Annotated in this window: 30 protein-coding genes and 1 pseudogene; 19 read left to right on the top strand and 12 right to left on the bottom strand. The window is 71.1% G+C overall.

The window, feature by feature from the left end:
• Positions 1 to 40 precede the first annotated feature (40 nt).
• From OHB01_RS10295 to OHB01_RS10280, 4 genes are all read left to right on the top strand, one after another.
• On the top strand, positions 41 to 1018 hold the full coding sequence (locus OHB01_RS10295) for an L-threonylcarbamoyladenylate synthase (RefSeq protein ID WP_328855257.1): 978 nt from the start codon (positions 41 to 43) through the stop codon (positions 1016 to 1018).
• A gap of 118 nt (positions 1019 to 1136) precedes the next feature.
• The gene (locus OHB01_RS10290) at positions 1137 to 1766 is read left to right on the top strand and encodes an HD domain-containing protein (protein ID WP_142650025.1); all 630 of its coding nucleotides are present in this window, start codon (positions 1137 to 1139) and stop codon (positions 1764 to 1766) included.
• 411 nt (positions 1767 to 2177) lie between these two features.
• The gene (locus OHB01_RS10285; protein ID WP_328855256.1) at positions 2178 to 3089 is read left to right on the top strand and encodes an alpha/beta hydrolase; all 912 of its coding nucleotides are present in this window, start codon (positions 2178 to 2180) and stop codon (positions 3087 to 3089) included.
• A 101-nt stretch (positions 3090 to 3190) separates the two neighbouring features.
• Positions 3191 to 4153: a GlxA family transcriptional regulator gene (locus tag OHB01_RS10280; RefSeq protein WP_142650027.1), complete on the top strand. Its 963-nt coding sequence runs from the start codon at positions 3191 to 3193 to the stop codon at positions 4151 to 4153.
• A 6-nt stretch (positions 4154 to 4159) separates the two neighbouring features.
• On the opposite strand, the gene OHB01_RS10275 is transcribed toward OHB01_RS10280, so the two are convergent.
• On the bottom strand, positions 4160 to 5158 hold the full coding sequence (locus OHB01_RS10275) for an RNA polymerase subunit sigma-70 (protein ID WP_328855255.1): 999 nt from the start codon (positions 5156 to 5158) through the stop codon (positions 4160 to 4162).
• A gap of 239 nt (positions 5159 to 5397) precedes the next feature.
• Here OHB01_RS10275 and OHB01_RS10270 point away from each other — a divergent pair, with 239 nt between their 5' ends.
• From OHB01_RS10270 to OHB01_RS10255, 4 genes are all read left to right on the top strand, one after another.
• Positions 5398 to 5628, top strand: a complete 231-nt coding sequence (locus tag OHB01_RS10270) for a hypothetical protein (protein ID WP_205830729.1) — start codon at positions 5398 to 5400, stop codon at positions 5626 to 5628.
• A 229-nt stretch (positions 5629 to 5857) separates the two neighbouring features.
• Positions 5858 to 6337, top strand: a complete 480-nt coding sequence (locus OHB01_RS10265; protein ID WP_142650029.1) for a YkgB family protein — start codon at positions 5858 to 5860, stop codon at positions 6335 to 6337.
• A 105-nt stretch (positions 6338 to 6442) separates the two neighbouring features.
• A complete protein-coding gene (locus tag OHB01_RS10260; protein ID WP_142650030.1) occupies positions 6443 to 8278 on the top strand; it encodes a glycoside hydrolase family 15 protein in 1836 nt (611 codons plus the stop codon).
• A 120-nt stretch (positions 8279 to 8398) separates the two neighbouring features.
• Positions 8399 to 8620: an SDR family oxidoreductase gene (locus OHB01_RS10255; protein ID WP_142650031.1), complete on the top strand. Its 222-nt coding sequence runs from the start codon at positions 8399 to 8401 to the stop codon at positions 8618 to 8620.
• Here the strand turns inward: OHB01_RS10255 and OHB01_RS10250 are convergent.
• The 3 genes from OHB01_RS10250 to OHB01_RS10240 all read right to left on the bottom strand — a co-directional run bounded on the left by OHB01_RS10250 (position 8607) and on the right by OHB01_RS10240 (position 11021).
• Positions 8607 to 9170 (bottom strand): hypothetical protein, encoded by a 564-nt coding sequence (locus tag OHB01_RS10250; RefSeq protein ID WP_328708760.1) that lies wholly within the window; start codon positions 9168 to 9170, stop codon positions 8607 to 8609. The two genes, OHB01_RS10255 and OHB01_RS10250, sit on opposite strands and share 14 nt — an antisense overlap.
• Before the next feature lie 15 nt (positions 9171 to 9185).
• Positions 9186 to 10334 (bottom strand): UDP-N-acetylglucosamine--N-acetylmuramyl-(pentapeptide) pyrophosphoryl-undecaprenol N-acetylglucosamine transferase, encoded by a 1149-nt coding sequence (locus OHB01_RS10245; protein WP_328855254.1) that lies wholly within the window; start codon positions 10332 to 10334, stop codon positions 9186 to 9188.
• Positions 10335 to 10454: 120 nt separating this feature from the next.
• On the bottom strand, positions 10455 to 11021 hold the full coding sequence (locus tag OHB01_RS10240; RefSeq protein ID WP_142650033.1) for a TetR/AcrR family transcriptional regulator: 567 nt from the start codon (positions 11019 to 11021) through the stop codon (positions 10455 to 10457).
• A gap of 100 nt (positions 11022 to 11121) precedes the next feature.
• Between OHB01_RS10240 and OHB01_RS10235 the strand changes: the two genes are divergently transcribed.
• A complete protein-coding gene (locus tag OHB01_RS10235; protein WP_328855253.1) occupies positions 11122 to 12072 on the top strand; it encodes an NADP-dependent oxidoreductase in 951 nt (316 codons plus the stop codon).
• Here the strand turns inward: OHB01_RS10235 and OHB01_RS10230 are convergent.
• The 5 genes from OHB01_RS10230 to OHB01_RS10210 all read right to left on the bottom strand — a co-directional run bounded on the left by OHB01_RS10230 (position 12069) and on the right by OHB01_RS10210 (position 16247).
• Positions 12069 to 12947 (bottom strand): metal ABC transporter permease, encoded by an 879-nt coding sequence (locus OHB01_RS10230; protein WP_142650035.1) that lies wholly within the window; start codon positions 12945 to 12947, stop codon positions 12069 to 12071. The genes OHB01_RS10235 and OHB01_RS10230 overlap by 4 nt on opposite strands.
• Positions 12944 to 13855 (bottom strand): metal ABC transporter ATP-binding protein, encoded by a 912-nt coding sequence (locus OHB01_RS10225; RefSeq protein ID WP_240971817.1) that lies wholly within the window; start codon positions 13853 to 13855, stop codon positions 12944 to 12946. The genes OHB01_RS10230 and OHB01_RS10225 overlap by 4 nt, the downstream gene beginning before the upstream one ends.
• Positions 13848 to 14804: a metal ABC transporter solute-binding protein, Zn/Mn family gene (locus OHB01_RS10220; protein ID WP_142650036.1), complete on the bottom strand. Its 957-nt coding sequence runs from the start codon at positions 14802 to 14804 to the stop codon at positions 13848 to 13850. The genes OHB01_RS10225 and OHB01_RS10220 overlap by 8 nt, the downstream gene beginning before the upstream one ends.
• A gap of 64 nt (positions 14805 to 14868) precedes the next feature.
• Entirely contained in the window at positions 14869 to 15096 is a 228-nt protein-coding gene (gene rpsR / locus OHB01_RS10215) for a 30S ribosomal protein S18 (protein ID WP_142650037.1), read from the bottom strand.
• Positions 15093 to 16247, bottom strand: coding sequence for a CobW family GTP-binding protein (locus OHB01_RS10210; RefSeq protein WP_142650038.1), 1155 nt, complete (start codon positions 16245 to 16247; stop codon positions 15093 to 15095). The genes rpsR and OHB01_RS10210 overlap by 4 nt, the downstream gene beginning before the upstream one ends.
• A gap of 76 nt (positions 16248 to 16323) precedes the next feature.
• On the opposite strand from OHB01_RS10210, the gene rpmG reads away from it, so the two are divergent.
• Genes rpmG through rpmF form a run of 5 tightly spaced genes read left to right on the top strand, consistent with a single transcriptional unit; the run spans position 16324 to position 17435 of the window.
• The gene (rpmG, locus tag OHB01_RS10205; protein WP_142650039.1) at positions 16324 to 16488 is read left to right on the top strand and encodes a 50S ribosomal protein L33; all 165 of its coding nucleotides are present in this window, start codon (positions 16324 to 16326) and stop codon (positions 16486 to 16488) included.
• Positions 16485 to 16730 carry a type B 50S ribosomal protein L31 gene (locus tag OHB01_RS10200; protein WP_142650040.1) on the top strand — a complete coding sequence of 82 codons (246 nt, stop codon included), beginning with the start codon at positions 16485 to 16487 and terminating at the stop codon, positions 16728 to 16730. Before rpmG ends, OHB01_RS10200 begins: the two co-directional genes overlap by 4 nt.
• Complete coding sequence (gene rpmB / locus OHB01_RS10195; RefSeq protein WP_147943627.1) at positions 16730 to 16966, top strand: 50S ribosomal protein L28; 237 nt, start codon at positions 16730 to 16732, stop codon at positions 16964 to 16966. Before OHB01_RS10200 ends, rpmB begins: the two co-directional genes overlap by 1 nt.
• Positions 16966 to 17265 (top strand): 30S ribosomal protein S14, encoded by a 300-nt coding sequence (rpsN, locus tag OHB01_RS10190; RefSeq protein ID WP_142650042.1) that lies wholly within the window; start codon positions 16966 to 16968, stop codon positions 17263 to 17265. Before rpmB ends, rpsN begins: the two co-directional genes overlap by 1 nt.
• Before the next feature lie 2 nt (positions 17266 to 17267).
• Positions 17268 to 17435, top strand: a complete 168-nt coding sequence (gene rpmF, locus OHB01_RS10185; RefSeq protein ID WP_076443167.1) for a 50S ribosomal protein L32 — start codon at positions 17268 to 17270, stop codon at positions 17433 to 17435.
• A 244-nt stretch (positions 17436 to 17679) separates the two neighbouring features.
• On the opposite strand, the gene OHB01_RS10180 is transcribed toward rpmF, so the two are convergent.
• The gene (locus tag OHB01_RS10180) at positions 17680 to 18489 is read right to left on the bottom strand and encodes a hypothetical protein (protein ID WP_328708766.1); all 810 of its coding nucleotides are present in this window, start codon (positions 18487 to 18489) and stop codon (positions 17680 to 17682) included.
• Between the two features lie 268 nt (positions 18490 to 18757).
• Here OHB01_RS10180 and OHB01_RS10175 point away from each other — a divergent pair, with 268 nt between their 5' ends.
• The 5 genes and pseudogenes from OHB01_RS10175 to OHB01_RS10155 all read left to right on the top strand — a co-directional run bounded on the left by OHB01_RS10175 (position 18758) and on the right by OHB01_RS10155 (position 21206).
• A complete protein-coding gene (locus OHB01_RS10175) occupies positions 18758 to 19354 on the top strand; it encodes a sulfite oxidase-like oxidoreductase (RefSeq protein ID WP_260617404.1) in 597 nt (198 codons plus the stop codon).
• Positions 19347 to 19628, top strand: a pseudogene (locus tag OHB01_RS10170) (FAD-binding oxidoreductase); the annotation flags it as partial. The gene OHB01_RS10175 and the pseudogene OHB01_RS10170, both read left to right, overlap by 8 nt.
• Before the next feature lie 514 nt (positions 19629 to 20142).
• Entirely contained in the window at positions 20143 to 20457 is a 315-nt protein-coding gene (locus OHB01_RS10165; RefSeq protein ID WP_142650046.1) for a DUF6510 family protein, read from the top strand.
• A gap of 44 nt (positions 20458 to 20501) precedes the next feature.
• On the top strand, positions 20502 to 20807 hold the full coding sequence (locus OHB01_RS10160; protein WP_142650047.1) for a DUF427 domain-containing protein: 306 nt from the start codon (positions 20502 to 20504) through the stop codon (positions 20805 to 20807).
• 48 nt (positions 20808 to 20855) lie between these two features.
• Positions 20856 to 21206 (top strand): GNAT family N-acetyltransferase, encoded by a 351-nt coding sequence (locus OHB01_RS10155; protein ID WP_142650048.1) that lies wholly within the window; start codon positions 20856 to 20858, stop codon positions 21204 to 21206.
• 257 nt (positions 21207 to 21463) lie between these two features.
• Here the strand turns inward: OHB01_RS10155 and OHB01_RS10150 are convergent, their stop codons facing one another.
• On the bottom strand, positions 21464 to 22090 hold the full coding sequence (locus tag OHB01_RS10150; protein ID WP_142650082.1) for a TetR/AcrR family transcriptional regulator: 627 nt from the start codon (positions 22088 to 22090) through the stop codon (positions 21464 to 21466).
• Positions 22090 to 22563: a hypothetical protein gene (locus OHB01_RS10145; RefSeq protein WP_147943632.1), complete on the bottom strand. Its 474-nt coding sequence runs from the start codon at positions 22561 to 22563 to the stop codon at positions 22090 to 22092. The genes OHB01_RS10150 and OHB01_RS10145 overlap by 1 nt, the downstream gene beginning before the upstream one ends.
• Between the last annotated feature and the right edge of the window lie 202 nt (positions 22564 to 22765).

Raw genomic sequence — 22765 nt, 5'->3', positions numbered from 1 at the left:
AGAGCGGAACAGTGAGCGGAACAGTGAAAGGATCCCGAGGGTGACGGCAGGAACCGGTGACATAGAGAAGGCGGCGGCCGTGCTGCGCGCCGGAGGCCTCGTGGCCCTCCCGACCGAGACCGTCTATGGTCTGGGCGCCGACGCCGAGAACCCCGCCGCCGTCGCGCGCGTCTTCCAGGTCAAGGGGCGTCCGCCCACCCACCCGCTGATCGTCCACATCGGCGGCGCGGAGCACCTGGGCGACTGGGTCGAGGACGTGCCCGAGACGGCACGCCTGCTGGCCGAACGCTTCTGGCCGGGGCCGCTCACGCTGGTCCTGCGGCGCGGCCCCCGGGTGCCCCTCGAAACGACGGGCGGCCTGGAGACGGTGGCCATACGCGTGCCCGACCATCCTGTCGCGCTCGCGTTGCTGGAGGCCTTCGGCGGCGGTGTCGCGGCCCCCTCCGCCAACCGCTTCGGCTCGGTCAGCCCCACGACCGCGGACCACGTCCGTACGGAGCTCGGCGACGCCGTCGACTTCGTGCTGGACGGCGGCGCCTGCGGGGTCGGCGTCGAGTCCACCATCGTCGACGCCACGAGCGACGTCCCGACCATCCTGCGGCCCGGCGGGGTGACGCGCGAGGACCTCGAAGCGGCGCTGGGCCGCCCGCTCGCGGTCCCCTCCACGAGCCGCGTACGGGTGCCCGGCCAGCATCCGTCGCACTACGCGCCACGTGCGCGGGTCGTGCTCGTCGAGCCAGAGAAGGTCGTCGCCGAAGCGGAGCTCGCCCAGGAGCTGGGACACCGGGTGGGCGTCTTCCTTCCCCCCGCTTTCGCCGACGCCGAGGTGAAGGCGCACGCCGTGGTGGAGGTCCCCGCCTCGCCGGACGCGTACGCGCGCGAGCTGTACGGCTTCCTCCGCGAGCTCGACCAGCGAGGATGCGACCTGATCATCGCGTCCCTGCCGGTGGAGGAGGGGCTGGGACTCGCGATCGCCAACCGGCTCCGCCGCGCGGCAGGACCCCGGCCCTCCGACTGACCGGCCGATCACGCTGACCCTCCGTGACCGGTCCATGGACGGGGCAAGACGTGTTGCTGCGACGTTCCTCGGCCGCCGCGGGTGACAGTGGAGCCCGAGCCGGAGGGGGAGCGAAACGATGACGATCGAGCAGACCGTGCCTGACACCAAGCTCGCGACGGAGGCCACCGAGTTCGTCCGTGACGTCACCAGCGACCTGATCTATCACCATTCGCGCCGTGTCTACTTCTTCGGCAGCCTGCTGGGGCGGCGACGGGACCTGAGCTTCGACCCGGAGCTGCTCTACATCGGCGCGATGTTCCACGACCTGGGGCTCAACGAGGAGCATCGCGGCAGCGGGCGGCGCTTCGAGGTGGACAGCGCCGATGCCGCCCGCGGCTTCCTGCGGCGACGCGGGGTGCCGGAGGACAGCATCCGCCGGGTGTGGACCGCGATCGCCCTGCACACCACTCCCGGTATCCCCGAGTTCATGGAGCCGGAGGTGGCGCTGGTCACCGCGGGCGTGGAGTATGACGTGCTCGGCATCGGCTATCACGATCTCGACGACGCCCAGCGGGCCGAGATCACCGCCCTCCACCCGCGCCCGGGGTTCAAGGAGGCGATCCTGCGGGCGTTCACCGAGGGCATCGCACCCAAGCCCGAGACGACGTTCGGCAACGTCAAGGCCGACGTGCTCGAACGCTATGTGCCCGGCTATCGGCGGGGCAACTTCGTCGACACGATCCTCGGCTCCCCCTGGCCGGAGTAGGGCGCGGCCCGCGCCAACGCCCGGGCCGCGGTGGAGCCGCTGAGCGGCACGACGCGGGGGAGCTTCCGCCGCGTGCCCGCCGCGTGTCCCCGCTCGTCCCTGATCGTCCGCCGCGTTCGTCCGCGTTCGTCCGTGCTCGTCCCCGCTCGCGCGCCGCGTTCGTTCCTGATTGTCCGCCGCGCTCGTCCGTGCTCGTCCGCCGCGCTCGTCCCCGCTCGTACGCCGCGCTCGTACGCCGCGCTCGTCCTCGCGTTCGTCCCTCGTGCGAGCTACCGGCGAATGTCCACTGAGCGGTGACGATCTCGGACCACCCGATCCGTAGCGTTACGACGCAGCCACGGCGCCGTGCCCGCTTTCCCGCCGCACCGCCGTGCGCGTCCCCCTGCGTCGAATCCCCCACCGGAGGACCTCATGCTTCCCAGGATCAGGACATCCGTCGTGGCCGCGCTGTGCTGCACCGTGCTCGGCGCGGGAGTCGCGGGCTGCGACGGCGAGTCGCTGGACGACTGGGACCCCCTCGCCCCCGCCACGCGGACGGCCGCCGCCCCGATCTCCGGGACCACGAAGATCGAGGTCGCGGGCCGGTCGGTGAACGTGTCCTGTTCGGGCGACCCGGAGAAGGGCGGGCCCGTCGTCGTCCTGCTGGCCGGGGCGGGTGACGGGCTCGACAAGCTGGCCGCCTTCCAGAAGACGCTGAGCGAGCACAACCGGGTCTGCTCCTACGACCGGCTCGGCGAGGGCGCGAGCGACAAGCCGGACGGCCCGCAGAGCTTCTCCAGCACCGGGAAGATCCTGACCGGGGTGATCGACCGCGTCGCCGGCGACGGCCGGGTCGTCCTGGCAGGCCACTCGCTGGGCGGGCTGATCGCCGCCAGATATGCCCCCGACCACCAGGACAGGGTCAAGGGCCTGGTCCTGATGGACGCCACCCCGTCCACCATGCTGCACGACATCAGCACGGCGATCCCCGAGTCGGCCACCGGCCCGGCGGCCGAGCTGCGCGCGCAGAACCTCGCGGTGTTCAAGGGCGAGAACCCGGAGAAGCTCGTCGTCCCCGACGGCAAGGTCCGTTCCGCCGGGGACATCCCGGTGGAGGTCATCCAGCACGGCATGCCGTACCTCGCGGCCGTCCCCACGTACGGCCCGCGCCTGGAGCGGGCGTGGGCCGCGGGCCAGCGCAGGTGGCTCGCGCTGTCGAGCGACAGCACGCTGAGCACGGCCGCCAAGAGCGGCCACTACATCTACGTCGACCAGCCCGACGTGGCCGTCAAGGCCGTCGAGCGCGTCACCGCCCAGGCCGCACGTCAGGCTGAGGACGAGTAGCCGGGGCCGCGCGATATGACATTTCGCCCTTTCATGGAAGAAAGCGCCGCCGAAAGGCCCGGATATCTTGGCTTTATGCCTTTCCGACATAGAGTCGGGCCATGACTCGACGACGTGTGGTCGTGCTCGGATACCATGCGGCGGAGTTGCTGGACATTTCCTGCGTGACGTCCAGCCTGATAATGGCGAACCTGCACGGCGCCGCGCCGCCTTATGACGTGTGCCTGGCCACCCCGTCGGGCCTGCCCATCACGTGCGCGAGCGGGTTGACGCTGCAGGGGCAGCAGGCCCTTGAGCACATCACCGGACCGCTCGACACGCTCGTGGTGTCGGGAGGAATCGGGCACGAGGACGCCGCCGCCAGCCAGGTGATCGTCGGTCACGTACGCCGTCTGGCCCGGGAGAGCCGCCGCGTCGCCTCGGTGTGCACGGGCGCGGCGGTGCTGGCCGCCGCCGGACTGCTCGACGGACGCCGGGCCACCACGCACTGGAAGTACGGATACGTGCTCGCCACCCGCCACCCGGAGATCACCGTCGACGCCGAGCCGATCTTCATCCGCGACGGCAACGTCGCCACGGCGGCCGGGGTCACGAGCGCCCTCGACCTCACCCTCGCCTTCATCGAAGAGGACAACGGGGCGCCGCTCGCCCGGGAGGTGGCCCGCTATCTGGTGGCCTACCTGCAGCGGCCCGGCAACCAGGCCCAGATGAGCATGTTCACCGAGAGCCCGCCGCCGAGCGACGGCCTGGTCAAGCGCGTCGTCGACCACATCACGAGCCACCTCGACGGCGATCTGACCACGGCCACCCTCGCGGCAGGCGCGGGCGTGAGCGAGCGGCATCTCACCCGCCTGTTCCTCCGGCACCTGGGCCAGACCCCGGGCCGGTTCGTCCGCCGCGCCCGCACCGAGGCCGCCGCCCATCTCCTCGTCTCCACGTCCCTGCCCATGGCCGCCATCGCGGCCCGTTGCGGCTTCGGCACGACGGAGAGCCTCCGGCAGAACTTCCTCGACCGGTACGGCATCCCGCCCTCGCGCTACCGCCTGACCACGGCCATGCGGTGACGGCGGCTATTTCGTGCCGTCCGCGGGCAGGCGCTCCGGCAGGCCGAGCCGCGGGAACCGGTCGGCGTGGAAGATGAAGATCTCCGTGATCACCCCGCCGGTGATGCGCAGGACGTCGATCGTCAGCGGCAGGTAGGCGCCCTCCTGCTCCCGCCAGAGATAGAAGGCCACGGCGGGCTGCCGGTTCACGGAGGCCGGGACGGCGCGCAGGTTCTCCAGGCGCTCGAAGCCGTCCTGGATCCAGTCGTTCACCACCGCCTCACGGCCGACGTACAGGCCGGGGGTGGGCGGCATCGAGCAGCGGACGTCGTCCCGCAACATCGTGGTGATCGTCTTGATGTCCGTGGCCACACTGGCCTCGGTGAAGCGGCGCACCAGCTCGCGCGTCCCGGCGTCCTCCTCGCCGCCGGTCCAGTCCTGCCGCTCGGCGGGCAGGTGCTCCCGCATGCCGGCGCGGGCCCGCTGCAGCGCGCTGTTCACGGAGTTGACGGAGTCTCCGAGGAGCTCCGCGACGTCCTTCGCCGGCCAGCCGAGCACGTCCCGCAGGATCAGCACGGCCCTCGGGCGCGGCGCGAGGTGCTGTACGGCGACCAGGTAGGCCAGCTCGATCGTCTCCCGCGCGACGGCGACGCTCTCCGGCTCGTCCGCGTCGCCCGCGGGCAGCTCGTCCAGCAGCCGGTCCGGGTACGGCTGCAGCCACCGCGCCTCGCCGCCGGTCGCGGGCTCCGGACGGCACTTGGCGAGCAGGTCCAGGCAGGCGTTGGTGGCGATCCGGTAGAGCCAGGCCCGGAACGTCGACCGCCCCTCGAAGGTCTCCCGCCGCCGCCAGGCCCGCAGGAACGTCTCCTGTACGGCGTCTTCGGCGTCCTCGAACGACCCGAGCATCCGGTAGCAGTGCACGTGCAGCTCCCGCCGGTGCCGTCCTGTCAAGGCCGAGAAGCCCGGCTCGTCGAGCTCGCCCAGACCGCTCACGCCCAGCTCCTTCAGCAGCGTGTCCGCACCCATCGCGTCATCCTTCCGCGTCGTCGTGTCCCGTCGTAGGTGTGACGGCCGCGGGCGCGACAACTCATCACCAGGGATCCGCCGGAGGGGCGGGAGGACACCGGGCGGGCGCGGGCTCCCGGTGTAAAGATCTTGTCCCTGGTGTGGATTTATCTCCTATCGCCCCCTCTACGGCCGCTCGGGGGATAAAACCACACCCCTCGTGGTCCAGTCGTGATCATGATCGGATAGTGTCTGCCCACGTGAACACGCTCCCCATGCCTGGGTCGCATGATGGCTGGCGGATCCTGCGGAGCGATGCCGGGCGGCTGTGGGCGACCCGCGAGCGCCCCTTCGACCGCGCGGCCGAGATGGCAGGCGCCTGCCGCACCGTGGATGCCGACGACCTCGGGCAGCTGAAGGCCGAGATCATGCGGCAGGAACGCATCGCCAGCGCGCTCGTGTCGGGGAGCAATAACGCGGCCGAGGCGTGAGCCGGGGGAGGAAATCCCTACTTTGCGCCGATCTCGCCCCCGTCTACGCGGCCTAGAACGCACGGCCACGGCCCTTCCCGGGAGCGTGAGCGCACGCCGGCCCGCTTCCGGGGCGCCGAGCGCCGTCCGGCGGCGAAACCGACCGGAGTAGCGTGGTGAGCGGCGCCGCGGACACGGCCCGGCCGCATGGTCGTCGCCCGCGAGTCCTACATCGAGCGCAATCGACGCGGTGAGCGAGGCTTCGATGGAACTGCATTGCATCGGCAAAATCGTGCACAGTCTCGGGATTTCGACCATTCGGTATGGTCTTGCGCTCAACCTTCTGGAGATCGGCCGGCTGAAATTCGAGGACTACGAGGTGGACAACATCCGCCCCCTCGTGACCGCAAGCCCCCCGCTCGCATGGCTCGTCGCCAGGCTGGGGGAGAAGAGGCTCGCCGGCCTGCTCGGCGTCGCCGAGATCGCTCTGGGAGCGCTGATCGGAGCGAAGCCGATCGCGCCGAGAGTGTCGGCCCTCGGCAGCCTCGCCGCCGTCGGCATGTTCGCCACCACCCTCAGCTTCCTGGCCACGACGCCCGGGGCGTGGCAGGAGACACACGGCGAACCGAAGCTGTCGCTCACGGGGCAGTTCCTGCTGAAGGACGCCGTGCTCCTCGGAGCCTGCCTGCTCACGGCCGCGGACGCCCTGCGGGCCGCCGAGCGCCGGTAGCCCAGGCCGGGTGTCGCGCCGGGCTAACGGAGCGCTCCGCTGCTTTTGCCGCGATTTGCCCAGCCCGTACGCACGGTCGTGGTCTTCTCCGGGTATCGGGCGTTGATGAGCACCACCCCCATCGCCGACCTCGCGTTGGTGTCCGATCGCCATTCCGCCGGCCTCATCAGCAGGGACGGATCGGCCGAGTGGCTGTGCTTCCCCCGGTTCGACGGGCCGTCCGTCTTCGCCCGCCTGCTGGACGACGAGGCCGGGCACTGGTCGATCCGCCCGGCCATCCCCTTCGAGACGACGCGCCGTTATCTGCCGCGGACGATGGTGCTGGAGACCACGTTCCGCACCGGGAGCGGCACGGCCGTCCTCACCGACGCCCTGCTCACCGGGCCTGACGACGGCGGCCACCGGCTCGGCGTCGGGGTGCCGCACCTGCTCGCCCGACGGGTGTCCGGCCTCGGCGGCGAGGTGCCGATGGAGGTCGATTACCGGCCCAGGCCGGAGTACGGCCTGATCCACCCGATCCTGTCCGTCGCCGACGGCGGCGTCACCGCCCACGGCGGAGCCGAGTCGCTCGTGCTGACCACGCCGGTCCCCCTCCGCATCGAGGACGGCAGCGCGTACGGCGCGTTCACGGTGCACGAGGGCGAGACACTGCACTTCGGGATGCACCGCTCGACGCCGCAGGAGACTCCCGCGCGGGTGTGGGACCAGACGGAGCTGGCGGCCCGGCTGGACGGCACGATCGCCGCCTGGCGGTCGTGGTCCAGCCTCCACCAGGCCTATGACGGCCCATGGTGCGACCTCGTGCACCACAGCGGGCGGGTGCTGCAGGCGCTGTCCTTCCAGCCGAGCGGCGCGATCGTCGCGGCCGCCACGACGTCGCTGCCCGAATGGCCCGGCGGTGCGCGCAACTGGGACTACCGGTTCACGTGGGTCCGGGATGCGTCACTGACCATGAGCGCCCTGTGGGTCGCGGCCTGCCCCGACGAGGCGAGCGACTTCTTCTCCTTCCTCACCACCGCGGCCCCGACTCTGGACGAGGACCGCGCGCTGCAGATCATGTTCGGCGTCCGCGGCGAGCACGACCTGAGCGAGCGCACCCTGCCGCACCTGCGCGGCTGGCGCGACAGCCGGCCCGTACGCGTCGGAAACGGCGCGTGGAACCAGCGGCAGATCGACGTCTATGGCGAGCTGCTCGACGCGGCCGCGCGCCTCGAACGCCAGATCGGCGGCATCGACGACGACGTCAGGCGCTTCCTCGTCGCCTGCGCCGACACCGCGGCCGAGCGCTGGACGGAAAAGGACCAGGGCATCTGGGAGATACGCGGAGAGCCACGCGACTTCCTCTACTCCAAGCTCATGTGCTGGGTGGCGCTGGACCGCGGCATCACCCTCGCCGGCCTGCTCCGGGCGCAGGATCGTACGGAGTCCTGGCGGCTGACCCGCGCCGAGATCCGCGACGCCCTGCTGCGCGAGGGCTGGAACGAGCGGGTGGGGGCGTTCACGCAGTCCTTCGGCTCCGACGAGCTGGACGCCAGTGCCCTCATGGTGCCGATCACCGGCTTCCTGCCGCCCGACGACCCGCGGGTGCTCTCCACGATCGACGCGATCGCGCAGCGGCTCACCGACGACCAGGGCCTGGTCTACCGCTACCGCACCGAGGACGGCGTCGACGGCCTCGCCGGCGAGGAGGGCACGTTCCTGCTGTGCTCGTTCTGGCTGGCGCAGGCGCTCGCCGTGTCCGGGCAGGTCGGCCGGGCCAGGGAGGCATTCGAGCGGGCCGCCGCGTACGCCAACGACGTGGGCCTGCTGTCGGAGGAGGTCGATCCCGGGAGCGGCGCGCTGCTCGGCAACTTCCCGCAGGCGTTCAGCCACATCGGGCTCATCAACGCCGCCTGGGCCATCGACCAGGCCGAACGGACCGCGCGGGCGCACACCTCCTGACTTCGGCGTAGGCGCCCGCGTAGCCGGCGGGCGGCGCCCTCAGGCAGGTGTCCTGCGCTCGTCGCCGGCCGACGGCAAGCGCGTTCAGGGGCTCGTACGCATGCACGGCTCGACCACGGGATCAACGCCCTGGTCACCGGTGGCGTCGACACGCCGCTGCTGCGCGACAACATGGGTCCGTCGCCGGGAGAGTCCCTGCGCGTGGCCGGGGCGATGCACCCGATCGGGCGGATCGGGCAGCCGGAGGAGATCGCCGCGTTCGTGGCGTTCCTGCTGAGCGACGAAGCCCGGTTCATCACCGGTGCCGCGCTCGCCGTCGACGGCGGAATCACCGCCGCCTGAGTGGCAGGGAAGCGGTGTCCGCGAGCACGTCCGGGAAGCCGAACATCGCGACCAGCGCGGGATCATGGAACTTGACCACGCGGGAGACACCCGTGGCGGTCGCGGCCAGCACCACGGCGCCGTCGGCGCGGAGCACGCCGCCGGCGTCCCGGTGATACACGACGGCGGCGGGCCGGCCGTTGGCCGCGGTGGCGATCATCCGCCAGTCGCCCGGAGTGCCCAGCACGTACGTGCCGAGCATGTGGACGCACCTCGCCCGGCCCGACTGCCAGTCGCGGAACGGCGTCGCCTCGAGCGTGGCGTCCGCACGCAGCACCTGTTCAAGCAGGCCGGCGTCGGAGCGCTCGAAGGCCGCGATGTAGCCGTCGAGCAGCGCGCGTGGGGGCCCCGGTCCCGGGGCGGTCACCCCCTCGCCCATCGCGACGACCTCACCGGCGGCCTCGAAACCGGCATCGAAACCGGCCTCGAAACCGGCCACGTACGGCGGTCGCGGGCCGTCCAGGAACGTGCCGTACAGACCCCGGTCGCCGCGAAAAGGAATCGGCCGCACCCGGACGGAGGGGGGTCACTTCGCCTGGTCGAGGATCACCCTGGCGAGGGCGTCGGCGGCGTCGGGCCGTCCGCGGGCTCTGGCGGCATGGGTCATGCGTACGCGGAGGCCGGGATCGGCGAGCAGCACGTCGAGTTCGGCCAGGAGCTGCTCGGGGGTGGGGCCGGGTTCGAGCAGGGCGCGGGCGGCTCCGGCCTCGACGAGGTAGCGGGCGTTGCCGCGTTGCTCGTCTCCGGCGGCGGGGATCAGCGGGATGAGGACGGACGGCTTCCCGACCGCGACCAGCTCGGCGACGGTTCCCGCGCCGCTGCGGGAGACGACGACGTCCGCGGCGGCGTACACGTCGGGCAGTTCCTCGCCGACGTACGCCGTGGGGTGATAGCGCGCGCCGATCCCGGCGGGCAGGCCGGCGGCGACCTCGGTGAGGTGGCCGATCCAGTCCCGGCCGCACTGGTGGAGCACCTGGGCGCGGGTGAGCAGCGTGGGCAGGATCCGCTCGATCAGGGTGTTGATCTGCCTGCTGCCCTGCGCGCCGCCGGTCACGTAGACGAGCGGCAGGTCCGGGGCGAGGCCATACCGCTGGTGCGCTCGGACAGGGTTTCCGTGCAGGAGCTGGGGACGGATGGGGTTGCCCGTGACCACGGCCCGCGCGCGGGCCCGCGCGGGGAGGTGGTCGATCGAGGTGGGATGGGTGAGCGCGATCGTCGTGGCCACGCGGGCCAGGATGCGGTTGGCCAGGCCGAGCGCGGTGATCTGCTCGTGCATGACCAGCGGACGGCCGAGCAGGCGAGCGGCGAGACCGAGGGGCACGCAGACATACCCTCCCGTCGACAACACCACGTCGGGCCGGTAGCGCGCGGCGATCCCGGCGGCCTGCAGAACCCCGATCGGGATCCGGAAAAGATCGGCCACGTTCCGGCCGAGCTCACGGAGGTTCGGCGATCGCCTGACCTTGCCCGCGCTGATCGCCCTGAACGGGATGTGGTGCTCCATGGCGATCCGCGCTTCCAGCCCGTCGGCCGTGCCCACCCACAGCACGTCCAGGTCGCGGCCCTGCGCCGCGGCATGCCGGCGGACGGCCGAGATGGTCGTGAGCGCGGGATAAGTGTGCCCGCCGGTCCCGCCTCCGGTGACGAGCATCCGGATCTTCCGCGCGGCTGTCATGCGGTGGTCTCTCCTCCATGTGTACGGCATCGGCACTCATGATCGTTTCACGGGTGCGGCCGTGCTCCGGTGCCCGCCTCGGTCCAGGCTCGGACCGGCTCAGGCCTGCTCGGTGCAGGCTCAGGCCGGGCGGTCGGCGGGTCGGAGGCCGTCCATCAGCAGGTCGAGCAGGCGACCGGCCCTGGCGTCCTGCTCTCGCCGGGGTGCCACGGTGAAGATGCCGATGAGGGAGGCGGCGATGTCTTCGGCGCCGACGTCGGAGCGGAGGTCGCCCGCCGTCCGGCCGGCGTCGAGGATCGTGGTGATGGCCGCCAGCAGCTCGTTCCGGGTCTGCGCGTGGGCGATCTCGCCCGACTCGATCATCGCGAGCAGCGTGCCGAGCATGCCGTTCTTGGTCGCGATCCAGTCGCCGAACAGGTCCATCCAGCGCCGCATCGCCGCGGCCGGAGGCATCTCGCCGAGCAGCTCGCGGGCGCCGGTCGTCAGCCGTACGACCTGGTCCCGGTAGACCGCGTCGACCAGCGACTCTCGGGTCGGGAAGTGCCGATAGAGCGTGGCGATGCCGACCCCGGCCTCGCGGGCGATCGCACGCATCGACGGCTCGGCGTCGGCCGACGCGAACACGCGGGTCGCCACCGCGAGCAACTGGTCGCGGTTCCGGGCCGCGTCCGCCCGTGTCGCGCGCATCTCTGCCTCAGTCAAAACGGAACACGCTCCGGTTGTGTTAGGGTCGTCCATCGAAACGGAGCATAGTCCGTTTCGTGTTCCCCCAAGGAGGCAGGCGCACATGCAGCACGATCAACCGCCGACGGGCAGGGGCAGGGCGGTCCGGCTCGACTCGTTCGGCGGCCCCGAGGTTCTGGACGTCCGCGAGGTTCCCGCTCCCCAGGCGGGCCCGGGACAGATCCGCGTACGGGTCACCGCGGCCGGGCTGAACCCGATGGACTGGATCATGACCGCCGACGCGGACACCGCCGCCCGGTTCGGCCTGAGCCTCCCGGCCGGGTTCGGCACCGACTACGCGGGGCTGGTCGACCAGGTCGGTGGCGGGGTGACCGGCTTCGCGCCCGGCGACCGGGTGTTCGGGGGCGCCCTGTCCCGCGCGGTCGCCGACTTCGTGGTGATCGACCCGGCCGGAGGGATCGCGGCGAACGAGGCCCATCACACTCCCGACGGCGTCGACGACCGCACCGCCGCCACCCTCACGATCGCCGGGCGAACGGCGTCCGCCGCCCTCGCCGTGATCGACCCCGGCCCGGACGAAACCGTGCTGATCGGCGGCGCGGCGGGCGGGGTCGGCGTGTTCGCCGTCCAGCTCGCCCGGCTCGCGGGAGCGCGCGTGATCGGGACGGGATCGGCGAACTCGGCCGGCTTCCTGCGCGATCTCGGAGCCGAGCCGGTCGTCTACGGCGACGGCCTGGCCGACCGGGTCCGCGACCTCGCCCCCGGCGGTGTCACCGCCGCCATCGACCTGCACGGCACGGAGACGGTGCACGCCGCGAGGAAGCTCGGCGTCCCGGACGGCCGCATCTGCACCATCGCCGCACAGGTCGAGGGCGTGGCGGCGGCCAACGGCGCGAACGCCGCCCCCGGCGCCCTGGAAGAGATCGCCCGCCTGGTCGCGGCGGGGCGGCTCCGGGTGCCCATCGCGGCGAGCTTCCCGATCGAGGAGATCCGCCGCGCGGCCGAGCTCCAGGCCGGCCGGCACGTGCACGGCAAGGTCGTCATCGACCTCTAGCCCGCGACCGCGGCCGGGGGTCTGCGCGCCCAGCCGCTCCGGGCCCGTACGGCACCGGCGGCGCGGCAGGCCAGATAGATGACGAAGGCGATCGTGGTGACATACGGGCTGATCGGGATGCTGCTGCCCAACGCGATGAGGATGCCGCCGACCACGGACGTGACGGCGAACAGGACGCTGAGCAGCGGGATAAGCCGAGGGGAGGCGGTCACCCGGGTGGCGGCGGCCGCTGGGGTGACCACCAGGGCGAGCACCAGCAGAGCGCCGACGATCTGGATGGTCGTGGCCACGGCGAGACCCAGCACCAGGGTGAACACGGGAGACAGGGCCCGGACGGGCACGCCGCGGGCGGCGGCGACCTCGGGATCGAGGCTGGCGAAGGTCAGCGGACGCCACATGACCGCCAAGGCGACCAGGACGACGACCGACACGCCGATGAGCCAAGCGGTCTGCGGCGTGTCCACGGCCACGATCTGACCGGTGAGCAGCCCGAACTTGTTGGCGGCGCGGCCCTTGTACAGCGAAAGGAACAGCACGCCCAAGCCCAGGCCGAACGGCATCAGCACGCCGATGGCGGAGTTGCGGTCGCGGACGCGCACTCCCATGGCGCCGATGACCGCGGCGGCCAGCACCGATCCGGCCAGGGATCCCGCCACCACGTTCACCCCGAGCAGGAGCGCGGCCGCCGCGCCGGCGAAGGACAGCTCGGCGATCCCGTGCACGGCGAAGGCCAGATCCCGCATCATCACGAACGTGCTGATCAGGCCGCCGACCACGCCCAGCACGGCCGCGGCGATGATCGAGTTGGTGACCAGAGCCAGCAGTTGCCCGTAGTCGTCGTAGTTGAAGATCTGGTGCCAGATGCCGGTGCTCATGACGGGACGCCTTCGGTGTGGTCGAGGTGATGCGGGACGGATGCGCCGGCGACCAGGTAGCGGCCGTGGGCCCGGACCACCTCGACCTGGCCGCCGTACAGGTCGGACAACACGGACGACGTCATCACCTCGTCGGGCGTGCCGACGCGGAACCGGCCCCCGGCCAGGTAGAGCACCCGGTCGACCAGCGGCAGCACCGGGTTGAGCTCGTGGGTGACGAAGAGCACCGCGGTGCCGCGGGCGCGCCGCCGCCGGTCGAGCAGGTCGACGATCGCGTGCTGGTGATGCGGGTCCAGCGACAGGAGCGGCTCGTCGCACAGCAGGAGCGCGGGATCGGTGGCCAGGGCCTGCGCGATGCGCACCCGCTGCTGCTCGCCGCCGGACAGCAGGCCGAGCGGCATGTCCGCGTACGTCTGCGCGCCGACCTCGGTCAGCAGTTCGTCGATGCGGCGCCGCAGCCCCCGGCCGCCGAGGGGCAGACCCCAGCGGTGGCCGTCGACGCCGAGCCGTACGAGATCGCGGGCGCGCAGTGGCGTGTGCGGGGCGACGGCGCGCTGCTGGGGGATGTAGCCGATCAGATCGCCGCCTCGCCGCGGCGGGCGGCCGCCGATCAGCAGGGTGCCGGCGGAGAGAGGCACCTGGCCCAGGACGGCGTGCAGCAGGCTGGTCTTGCCCGCTCCGTTGGGCCCCAGCACGGCGATGAACTCGCCGCCGTGCAGCTCCAGGTCCAGCCCGGACCACAGCACGCGCTCGCCACGGCGCAGTTCCGCGCCGGTCAGGCTGAGGACGACGGGCGATCCGCCGGTGGGGGCGGCCTGCGGTGCGACGGCGCCCGGTCGCTCGATCATCGGCCCAGTCACCGGCTCGGCCACCGGCTCGGCCACCGGCTCGGTCATCGGCTCAGTCATCGTGCAGGGCCTTGCCGAGCGCGTCGAGGTTGGCGGTCATCCAGCCGATGTAGTCCTCACCGGAGGGCAGGGTCTCGGTGACCGGGACGACGGGGATCCCGCTGCCGTCCGCCGCCTCACGGACCTTCTCGGTCTCCGGGCCGGAGGTCTGGGAGTTGTAGACCAGGGCCCGCACCTTCTTGCCGCTGAACAGGGCGAGGGTGTCCCGCAGGACGCGGGCGGAGACGTCGTTGCCCTCCTCGATGGCCTCGCTGAAGTCCTCGGGGGTGGCGTTGGTCAGGCCGCAGGCCTCGATCATGTACAGCGGGACCGGCTCGGTGATCGCCACGGCGGTGCCCTTCGCGCTCTGCGCGATCGTCGCCTCCTGCTCCTCCAGCGGCGTGAGCTTCTGCTTGAAGGCCTCGGCCCCTGCGGTGAAGGCGGCGGCTCCGGAGGGATCGGCCTTGCCCAGCGCGGCGGCGATCGAGTCGGCCAGCCGCGCGACGGACGGGAAGTCATACCAGACGTGCTCGTTGAGCTCCTCCCCGGCGGCCGCCGTCTTCCCGGAGATCTCGACCGCGTTCAGCACCTGGGCCGTGGTGTTGCCGGCGGCGTCGCGCATCTTGTCCATGAAGTCGTCGTAGCCGCCGCCGTTCTCGATGATCACCTTGGCGTTCGACAGGGCCAGCTGGTTCTGCGTGTTGGCCTCGTAGGAGTGCGGGTCCTGGTCGGGGCTGGCGATGAACGAGGTCACCGCGACCTTGTCGCCGCCGATCTGCCGCACGATGTCGCCGTACACGTTGGTGGAGGTCACCACGGCGACCGCGCCGGTGGACGCGCTCGTGGACGCGCTCGCGGACGGCGCCGCGGACGCCGCGGGAGCAGGCGAGCCGCCGCAGCCGGCCAGCAGCACGGAAGCCACGCCCGCGACGACGAGCACGGCGGGACGACGGAGGGAGGAGGTGTTCATGTCAATCCTTGTGGTTCGAACGGGTCGACGGTCTGCCCGCCGAGGGCCGGGGGCGCCGTGCCGGTCAGGAACGCGGCTGGGATGCGTAGGGGAGCAGCGCCATCTCACGGGCGTTCTTGATGGCGCGGGCGATCTGGCGTTGCTGCTGCACGGTGACGCCGGTGACGCGGCGGCTGCGGATCTTGCCGCGGTCGGAGATGAACTTCCGCAGCAGGTCGGTGTTCTTGTAGTCGACGTAGCTCACGCCCTGCAGCGGGTTGCCCTTCTTCCGGGGCGTACGGCGGGGCTTCATGCGATCTCCTTGAGGTCGAGGATGTGGGCGAAGGGGTCGTCGTAACCGGCCCACACGCCGGAGCCCGCCCGTGCCTCCTCCCCGGTGAGCAGGCAGGAGTCGAGCAGGGCGTGGAGGCGCTCGCGGTCGAGGTCGGGCCCGGTGAACACCAGGTGCTGGACCCGGTCGCCGGTGACGGGGTCCCAGTCGAGGCCGGCGGCCGTACGGCGGGCGGGGGAGACCATGTCCCAGGCGGCCTCCGGCAACGCGGCCAGCCAGGGCCCGGCGTCCTCGACCGACACGATGCCCGCGACCGCGTCCCAGGCGAGCTGCCGATCGGGCCGGCTGGCCAGCCAGAACCGCCCGCGGGAGCGTACGGACTGGGTGACCAGCTCGTCCACGGCCTCGAACAGGCGGGCGGGGTGCAGCGGGCGCAGCCGGTGCCAGACGACCGTGGTGATCTCGTCGGTCTGGGCGTCGCAGGGCAGCTGGGCGGTGGCGGGGTCGACGCGTTCGGCCAGTTCCCGCGTGCACAGCCGGGCGCCGGTCACGTCGGGCAGCGGCGACTCGGCGGAACCCGGGGCGAAAACCGGCGTGCAGGGCGCGAGGTGGGCGAGCACGGCGCGGGAGAGCTCCACATCCTCTTCGTCGCCGCCGTGCACGGACAGGGCGGTCGCGTACTCGATCTGCCGGGCCAGGACCTCGGCGAGAAAGCGCTGGTCGCCGGACGCGGCGATCTGGCCGGTCTCGCGGAGGCGGTCGCCGCGGGTGATGTCGACGGGCATGTGCTCGGCGTGCAGCGCGGTCAGCACGCAGGTCAGCCGCAGGATGTCGTGGGCCTCCTCACAGTCGAGCGCCTCGGCGACCGAGCGCGGCTCGACCGAGTCCCACAGGTCGACCACGAGCAGCGACGCGGTGGCGGCGTGCCGCACCAGCTGAGGGAGCAGGTCCTCGCGGACGGTGCAGGTGACGCAGCCGTGCGCGAGCCGTACGTCGGCCAGGTCGAGCACGGTGGACGCGTCGCGCACCACGCGCTGCACCCGGTCGGCGGTCACCTCCCGCAGGTCGTGGTGGACGGCCACGGAGCCGGGATGGTCGCGCAGGAGGCGATCGACGACGGCCGTGCGAGCAGAGGCGTGCAGGCCCGCGACCAGGACGACGGGGGTGGACATGGGTGCCTCCGGGTTGCCGGAATGAAAACGATTATCGTTATCATTACACATACCGACGGCGAGAGAGGAACGGCCCATGGCCAGAAACGAGCTACGCCCCGTGATCAAGCTGCGATCGAGCGCGGGCACCGGCTACACCTACGTGACCCGCAAGAACCGGCGAAACGACCCCGACCGGCTCACGCTCCGCAAGTACGACCCGATCATCCGCAGGCACGTCGCATTCCGGGAGGAACGATGAAGAAGGGCATCCACCCCGACTACCACCCGGTCGTGTTCCGCGACCCGGGCGCCGGGTTCGCCTTCCTCACCCGCTCGACCATCACCAGCGGCAAGACGATCGAGTGGGAGGACGGCAACACCTATCCCGTGGTGGACGTCGACGTCTCCTCCGCGAGCCACCCCTTCTACACCGGGCGCAGCAGGGTGCTCGACACCGCCGGCCGGGTCGAGCGGTTCAACCAGCGCTACGGGAGGGCCTGATGTCGGCGCACTGCCAGCTCACGGGAGCCGCGCCGGTCTTCGGCAACCGCGTCTCCCACTCCCACCGCCGCACCCGCCGGCGATGGAACCCCAACATCCAGCACCGCCGCTACTGGCTGCCCAGCGAGAACCGCTATGTACGGCTCACGCTCAGCACCCGGGCGATCAGAACCATCGACAAGATCGGCATCGAGACCGCCGTCGCCCGGATCCGGGCCCGCGGAGAGAAGATCTGATGGCCAAGAAGAGCAAGATCGCGGCCAACGAGAGGCGCAAGGCCGTGGTCGCCCGCTACGCCCGGCGGCGTGCGGAGCTGAAGGAGGTCGTACGCACCGGCACTCCGGAAGAGCGGGCATCGGCCGTACGCGAGCTGGCGCGCCAGCCGCGCGACGCGAGCGCGACCCGCGTGCGCAACCGCGACTCCGTCGACGGCCGCCCGCGGGGATATCTCGGCACGTTCGGGCTGTCGCGGATCCGGTTCCGGCAGATGGCCCATCGGGGCGAACTGCCGGGCGTGACGAAGGCGAGCTGGTGATCGTGGCCGTTCCCAAGCGCAGAACCTCGCGCAGCAACACCCGCCACCGTCGCAGCCAGTGGAAGGCGACTCCGCCCGACCTGGTGCCGATCACCGTGAACGGCCGCGAGCTCCTGGTGCCCCGCCGGCTGGTACGCGCCTACCAGCGCGGGCTCATCGTTCCCGGCTGAGCCACCTCGGGGGCGGGGTCACCTCGGGGGCGGGGTCATGGTCCCGCACGGGCCTGGGCCGAAGCGGCGGCGACCTGTGGGCCGCATCGCAGGTCGCCGCCGCCCCTGCCCTGCTGGGCACCCCTCGGCGCAACCCTTCGCCGCCCATCTGCCGCGCGCCCGTGATGCGGCCACCCCGAACGGCCGCCGACGGCCACCCCGAAGGGCCACCGCTCTCGCGGGGGTACCGAATCGTGGTCTTGGCCTACCGGGACACACCACGCAGGTACTCGTCGAGACGGCCACGGACGTGGTTCCGGGCGCGGGCCAAGGAAGCCGTCGCCGATGGCTCATCGAGCCCGAGTGCCCGCGCCGCGCCGGTCAGCGGGTAGCCCTGTATGTCGACGAGCGCGAGAAGGTCGCCGAGCGGCTCGGGCAGTTCGCCGAGCGCCTTGTCGACCAGGTCGTACACCTCTCCGGTCTCGTCCACTTCCTCCGGGCCCAGGATCTCCGCGCCGTACCGCCACCGGCTCGGGCTGACGACCCACCCGTCGATCCCGCCCTCACCCGGGTAGAGATCCGGATAGAAGAGCTCGGGCTCATCGGCATCGCTGTTGAGGTCGTCCAGTGAGCCCGCCCGGGCTCGGGCGGCCGCGCCGACGTCGACGGCGGGCGTCGTGCGGCCCTCCAGCCGCATCTGCGCGTCACTGAGCGCGTGCATGATCGTGGTCAGCTCGGCGATCCCTCGCGGGCGGGAATCCCTGCGTTGCAGGGCCAGGCCCACCTCCAGCGATCGCTGGGCGAGGTCCTCGGCGTTCGCGGGGTCGAGCAGTTCGGCACGCGCGAAGAGAGCACGTCGCAAGGCCTCGGCGCCCGCCGGGGACCCGTCGTTCCGTACGCCACCGGGACCTGAGCGCCGTCCGAGGACCTCGCGGGTCGTGGCGATCTGTGAGACATACGACGCGCAGTCCGGGCAGTCGGCCAGATGAGCGGTCAGCGAACCCCGGAGGTGTTCCGGTGCCAGCCCGAGATCGCCGCCGAATCGCACCATGTCGGAGCATCTGCCATCAGTCACGGAGTCACCTTCTCGGTTCGCCAGGCCGCGCCACGACATCACCGGCCGGAGGCGTTGATCGACAGCCTGCCTCCCTGGCCATCTCGTCGGAGTTTGGTCTATGTAGTCCAATTTCTGCAACCTATCTCATGGTCACATGCGGCATATAGCGGGCCAGGTACGCTTTGACACCGGTCGCAGCCGGACCCTAGTTTGGACCAAAGAGTCCATCAACTCGTCCGTGAGGCGCCCACCACTAGAGACCGTTGGGTCTGGAAGAGAGCACAGGGTGACAATCTCGCGTGGCTTCTTCGGCCATCACGACCCGCGTGCCGCCGATCTGCCGCCCGGCCAGCATCTGACCCACGGATTCCCCGTGCTGACGGCCGGTCCGACGCAGCTGATCCCGACGGAGAGGTGGAGCTTCACCATCACACCGGAGATCGGCGAGCCGAAGCGGTGGAGCTGGGACGAGATGACGGCCCTGCCCTCCGAGGAGATCAACGTCGATATCCACTGCGTGACCCGGTGGACGAAACTCGGGACCCGGTGGCGGGGCGTCGCGCTCGACACCTTCTTCGAGGACGTCGAGACCGACGACGACTATGCGATGGTCCACTCGTACGGCGGCTACACCACGAACCTCCCTCTGGAAGACCTGCTCGGCGGCAGGGCCTGGATCGCGTACGAGTTCGAGGGAGAGCCGCTTCACGCCGAGCACGGCGGTCCGGCCAGGCTCCTGGTGCCGCATCTCTACTTCTGGAAGTCCGCGAAGTGGGTGAAGGGCATCACCATGCAGCGCTCCGACGAGCCGGGCTTCTGGGAGAGCTTCGGCTATCACACGTACGGCGACCCATGGCGCGAGCAGCGGTACGCCGATGACTGACACGAACACGGCCTTGGGCTCCGTGGCTCTGGCAGGGAATCGCTGGCGCAAGGCAACGCTCGTCGGTGTGCACTCGCAGTCGTGGCATTCCCGGACACTCGATCTCCACGTGCCCGGCTGGACCGGACATCTGCCCGGCCAGCACGTGGATATCCGTCTCACAGCGGCGGACGGCTACTCGGCCCAGCGGAGCTACTCGCTGGCCGAGCCCGCCACACCCGACCGCGTCGCGATCACCGTCGACCTCCTGCCCCATGGCGAGGTCTCGCCCTACCTGGTGGAGACCATGGAGATCGGCGACGAGCTCGACGTACGCGGGCCCATCGGCGGATGGTTCGTCTGGGAGCCGGGCGACCCGTCCATCGGGGACGGCCCGGTGCTCCTGATCGCCGGTGGATCAGGAGTGGTGCCGCTGGTCACCATGGTGCGAGCCCGGAAGCGAGCGGGGGACCCGACGCGGACCATGCTCGTGTATTCGCTTCGCGGCCGCGCGACCTCATGTACGGGCCCGAGCTGGAAGAGATGTCGGCCGATCCGTCCGCGCCGGGGTTCGCGGACGTGCGCCTCGTCTACACGCGCAGGGTCCCCGACGGGCACCTCCGTGCCGCCGGACACCTCACGGTCGAGGACATCCGGCCTCCGTCCGCGTGGCCGGAGCCTCTGGCGGCCCGGGTCTACGTGTGCGGCCCCTCCGGCTTCGTCGACCACGCCACACGGCTGCTCCGCACGACGGGATACCCCGAAGATCGCATACGTACGGAACGATTCGGAGCAACGGGAGCTACTCGATGACCTCGGACTTCTCGACCCCGGCCGCACCCGGCGGCGGCACCGGCCCGGTCCTGGACGGCAACGCCGCCGCCGGCGAGTTCGCCGGGATCATCGCGGGCGACCCGACCATCGCCACCGTCCGTTGCGCCGGCTGCGGCGCCGCGCAGGCGTTCGGGCAGTTGCATGCCTACATGGGCGGGCCTGGAACCGTGCTGCGCTGCCGCGAGTGCGAGGCGATGGTCGCCCGGGTGGCCCGGACACCTCGGGGCACGTGGCTCGACCTCTCGGGCTCCAGCTCGTGGTCGTTCTCGCCCGCCCCTGGCCTCGCCTGACCGCGACCATCGGCCGGCCAAAGGATCGATGAAGGGAAACGGACATGCGGGCAGTGGTGGGGGAGACCGTGGTGGCCGAGGCCGCGGACGACGCGGTGGTCAGGATAGAGGGGAACGTCTACTTCCCGCCGGACTCGGTCGTGGCCGGCACGCTCCGCGACAGCCCGACGCCCTACACCTGTCCCTGGAAGGGGAAGGCGCAGTATCACGACGTCCTGGCCGGAGAGACGGTGCTCAGCGACGGCGCGTGGTCCTACCCCGGCATCAAGGAGTCGGCGGCGGCCCGCGTCGGCCGCGACTTCAGCGGCTATGTCGCCTTCGACAGGCGGCAGGTTCGGATCGAGAGCTGACAACCGCCCACAGGCACCGACTGGAGACGAACGAGGCGAGAGGACGGCATGAATCGATCACCGGCCGCCGTTGAGGTGCGCAAGGACGAGACCACCCGCCTGTACGAGGCACTGATCGACGGGCAGGTCGTCGGCAGTCTCGCGTACGAGACGACCGGTGGGCGGATCTCGCTCACGCACTCCTACGTGGACCCGGACCAACGGCATCGAGGCGTCGCCTCGGCCCTGGCGCGCTACGCGCTCGAAGATCTGAGCCGGAGTCGGTCCAGGGCCGGCGTCTACTGCGGGTTCGTCGCCGACTACGTCGAAGACCATCCCGAATGGAAGGACGCCGTCGACATCAACCGTTCGGCCTTCATCGCCACTCGCACCGCGCGGGACTCGAACCGCGACCGGTGAGCGATGGACTCGTCAGATCCGCGGGGCCGATCTGTGCGGAAGACAACAAGGCAGGTGGACGTGGACCCGCAGGTCACCGCCGAGCCCGCACGCCTCGCCATATGACCCGGCCCTGCCTGCGTCGTCGTACGACCACGGGGAAGCGAGGGCGCGTGTGACGGGGTGGCTCGCTCGGCTGCCGGCTTACGCGGGTTCCGGGCAGGGCGTGCTCCCGGCCTGCGACTTCGGCTCGCGGCCGGGACCGTACGGCGACGAGCTCAGTCTTTCGACAGGCTCTCGATGTGCGCGAGTGCCATGTCGAGTGCCGTCGCCATCGGGGTGACATCGCGCGCGGTCTGGGCCAGCATGTACCCGCCCTGGAGGGCGGCCATGAGCCCGGTCGCGAGCTGGTCCGCCGACGCCTCGGGCGCGAGCCCACCACCGTCTTGAAGTCGTCGCAACACGCCGGCCAGCAGTCCCTGCCATTCGTTGAACAGCCGAGACAGGGCTTCGCGTGCGACCGCGTCGTGATCGGAGACCTCGGAGGCCAGCGAGCCGAGCGCACAGCCGTAGGCGCCATGCCGAAGGGCGTTGTTCTGGACCAACGCGTCCCGCCAGCGTCGCAGGCCCCGGATCGTCGAGACATGGCCGAGTGCCTCGCGCTCGCGCTCGATGACGCGTTCTCCCACGTGGTCGATGACGGCCCGCACGAGCGCGTCCTTGCCGTCGAAGTGGTGATACAACTGCGACTTGCTGACTCCGCTCGCCGCCAGCACGTCATCAAGCGTGGTAGCCCTGACTCCCTTTACGTACATCAGGTCGCTCGCGGCGGTGACGATCCTTGTCCGCGTCTTTGCACCGCGCGCCGTCAGGCGTCTGCCATTGTGCGAGTCAGCGGTCGTCATCACGGGCTCATGGTACCGATCGGACTACTCATTACCGTCCTTGCTGGGCCGTTGTCCTCGGTTGCCACAAAAGGTGCGAGCGCGAGGTCGAGCGCGGCGTTGAGCGGCCAAGGGTCTTTCGCGATCTGGCTCAGCGTGCTGCCCCCATGCAGCGCCGCGAGAATGAGCACCGCGGTTTTCCGGGGATCGGCATCGGCCTTTCGCGTCTGGCCCGAGGAGCAGTGTGTGTCGCCCGTCGAGCCGGACCGCAGCAATCGGTCCAGCGTCTCGGTGATGAGCTCGCGCCACCGATCGAGGAAGTCGGCTCGCTCAGCGCCGTCACCTGCTTGTCTCAGCGCGAGCGCGTACGGCGACCTGGGCGTCATGAGCTCCTCGACGACCCGGCGGCGCCAACCGGCCAGCTTCGCCCCGTTTGTGACTGCGGCCAGACACACGCTCTCGCGGGCCAGGACCTCCGCGAAGTGGGTCCTCATCAATCCCTCCCGGCTCACACGCTCTGCCCTTTATGGGACTATCCAGTCCATTTTCTCATGGTGGACAAATGGAAATAGGTCGCAACCCGCACAATAAGTGAACTTCTCAGTCCAATATCGGATGGGCCACCCCGAGATCGGCGCAACCACGGCGCGCCGATGATCGAACCGGTGGCAGTGACCTCGTACGCCAACGCTGCTC

The organism is Microbispora hainanensis (genome assembly GCF_036186745.1).
GTDB lineage: Bacteria > Actinomycetota > Actinomycetes > Streptosporangiales > Streptosporangiaceae > Microbispora.
This window is presented reverse-complemented; position numbering and strand designations above follow the sequence as displayed.

Bases quoted from the DNA above. Each gene is read 5' to 3' on its own strand.
- OHB01_RS10200 (WP_142650040.1), top strand. From the start codon at position 16,485: ATGAAGAAGGGCATCCACCCCGACTACCACCCGGTCGTGTTCCGCGAC.
- rpsN (WP_142650042.1), top strand. From the start codon at position 16,966: ATGGCCAAGAAGAGCAAGATCGCGGCCAACGAGAGGCGCAAGGCCGTG.
- OHB01_RS10260 (WP_142650030.1), top strand. From the start codon at position 6,443: ATGAGCACCACCCCCATCGCCGACCTCGCGTTGGTGTCCGATCGCCAT.
- OHB01_RS10280 (WP_142650027.1), top strand. From the start codon at position 3,191: ATGACTCGACGACGTGTGGTCGTGCTCGGATACCATGCGGCGGAGTTG.
- OHB01_RS10285 (WP_328855256.1), top strand. From the start codon at position 2,178: ATGCTTCCCAGGATCAGGACATCCGTCGTGGCCGCGCTGTGCTGCACC.
- rpmB (WP_147943627.1), top strand. From the start codon at position 16,730: ATGTCGGCGCACTGCCAGCTCACGGGAGCCGCGCCGGTCTTCGGCAAC.
- OHB01_RS10245 (WP_328855254.1), bottom strand. From the start codon at position 10,334: ATGACAGCCGCGCGGAAGATCCGGATGCTCGTCACCGGAGGCGGGACC.
- OHB01_RS10220 (WP_142650036.1), bottom strand. From the start codon at position 14,804: ATGAACACCTCCTCCCTCCGTCGTCCCGCCGTGCTCGTCGTCGCGGGC.
- OHB01_RS10210 (WP_142650038.1), bottom strand. From the start codon at position 16,247: ATGTCCACCCCCGTCGTCCTGGTCGCGGGCCTGCACGCCTCTGCTCGC.
- OHB01_RS10230 (WP_142650035.1), bottom strand. From the start codon at position 12,947: ATGAGCACCGGCATCTGGCACCAGATCTTCAACTACGACGACTACGGG.
- OHB01_RS10235 (WP_328855253.1), top strand. From the start codon at position 11,122: ATGCAGCACGATCAACCGCCGACGGGCAGGGGCAGGGCGGTCCGGCTC.
- OHB01_RS10275 (WP_328855255.1), bottom strand. From the start codon at position 5,158: ATGGGTGCGGACACGCTGCTGAAGGAGCTGGGCGTGAGCGGTCTGGGC.
- OHB01_RS10225 (WP_240971817.1), bottom strand. From the start codon at position 13,855: ATGACTGAGCCGATGACCGAGCCGGTGGCCGAGCCGGTGGCCGAGCCG.
- OHB01_RS10160 (WP_142650047.1), top strand. From the start codon at position 20,502: ATGCGGGCAGTGGTGGGGGAGACCGTGGTGGCCGAGGCCGCGGACGAC.
- rpsR (WP_142650037.1), bottom strand. From the start codon at position 15,096: ATGAAGCCCCGCCGTACGCCCCGGAAGAAGGGCAACCCGCTGCAGGGC.
- OHB01_RS10165 (WP_142650046.1), top strand. From the start codon at position 20,143: ATGACCTCGGACTTCTCGACCCCGGCCGCACCCGGCGGCGGCACCGGC.
- OHB01_RS10145 (WP_147943632.1), bottom strand. From the start codon at position 22,563: ATGAGGACCCACTTCGCGGAGGTCCTGGCCCGCGAGAGCGTGTGTCTG.
- OHB01_RS10290 (WP_142650025.1), top strand. From the start codon at position 1,137: ATGACGATCGAGCAGACCGTGCCTGACACCAAGCTCGCGACGGAGGCC.
- rpmG (WP_142650039.1), top strand. From the start codon at position 16,324: ATGGCCAGAAACGAGCTACGCCCCGTGATCAAGCTGCGATCGAGCGCG.
- OHB01_RS10240 (WP_142650033.1), bottom strand. From the start codon at position 11,021: ATGCGCGCGACACGGGCGGACGCGGCCCGGAACCGCGACCAGTTGCTC.
- OHB01_RS10150 (WP_142650082.1), bottom strand. From the start codon at position 22,090: ATGACGACCGCTGACTCGCACAATGGCAGACGCCTGACGGCGCGCGGT.
- OHB01_RS10155 (WP_142650048.1), top strand. From the start codon at position 20,856: ATGAATCGATCACCGGCCGCCGTTGAGGTGCGCAAGGACGAGACCACC.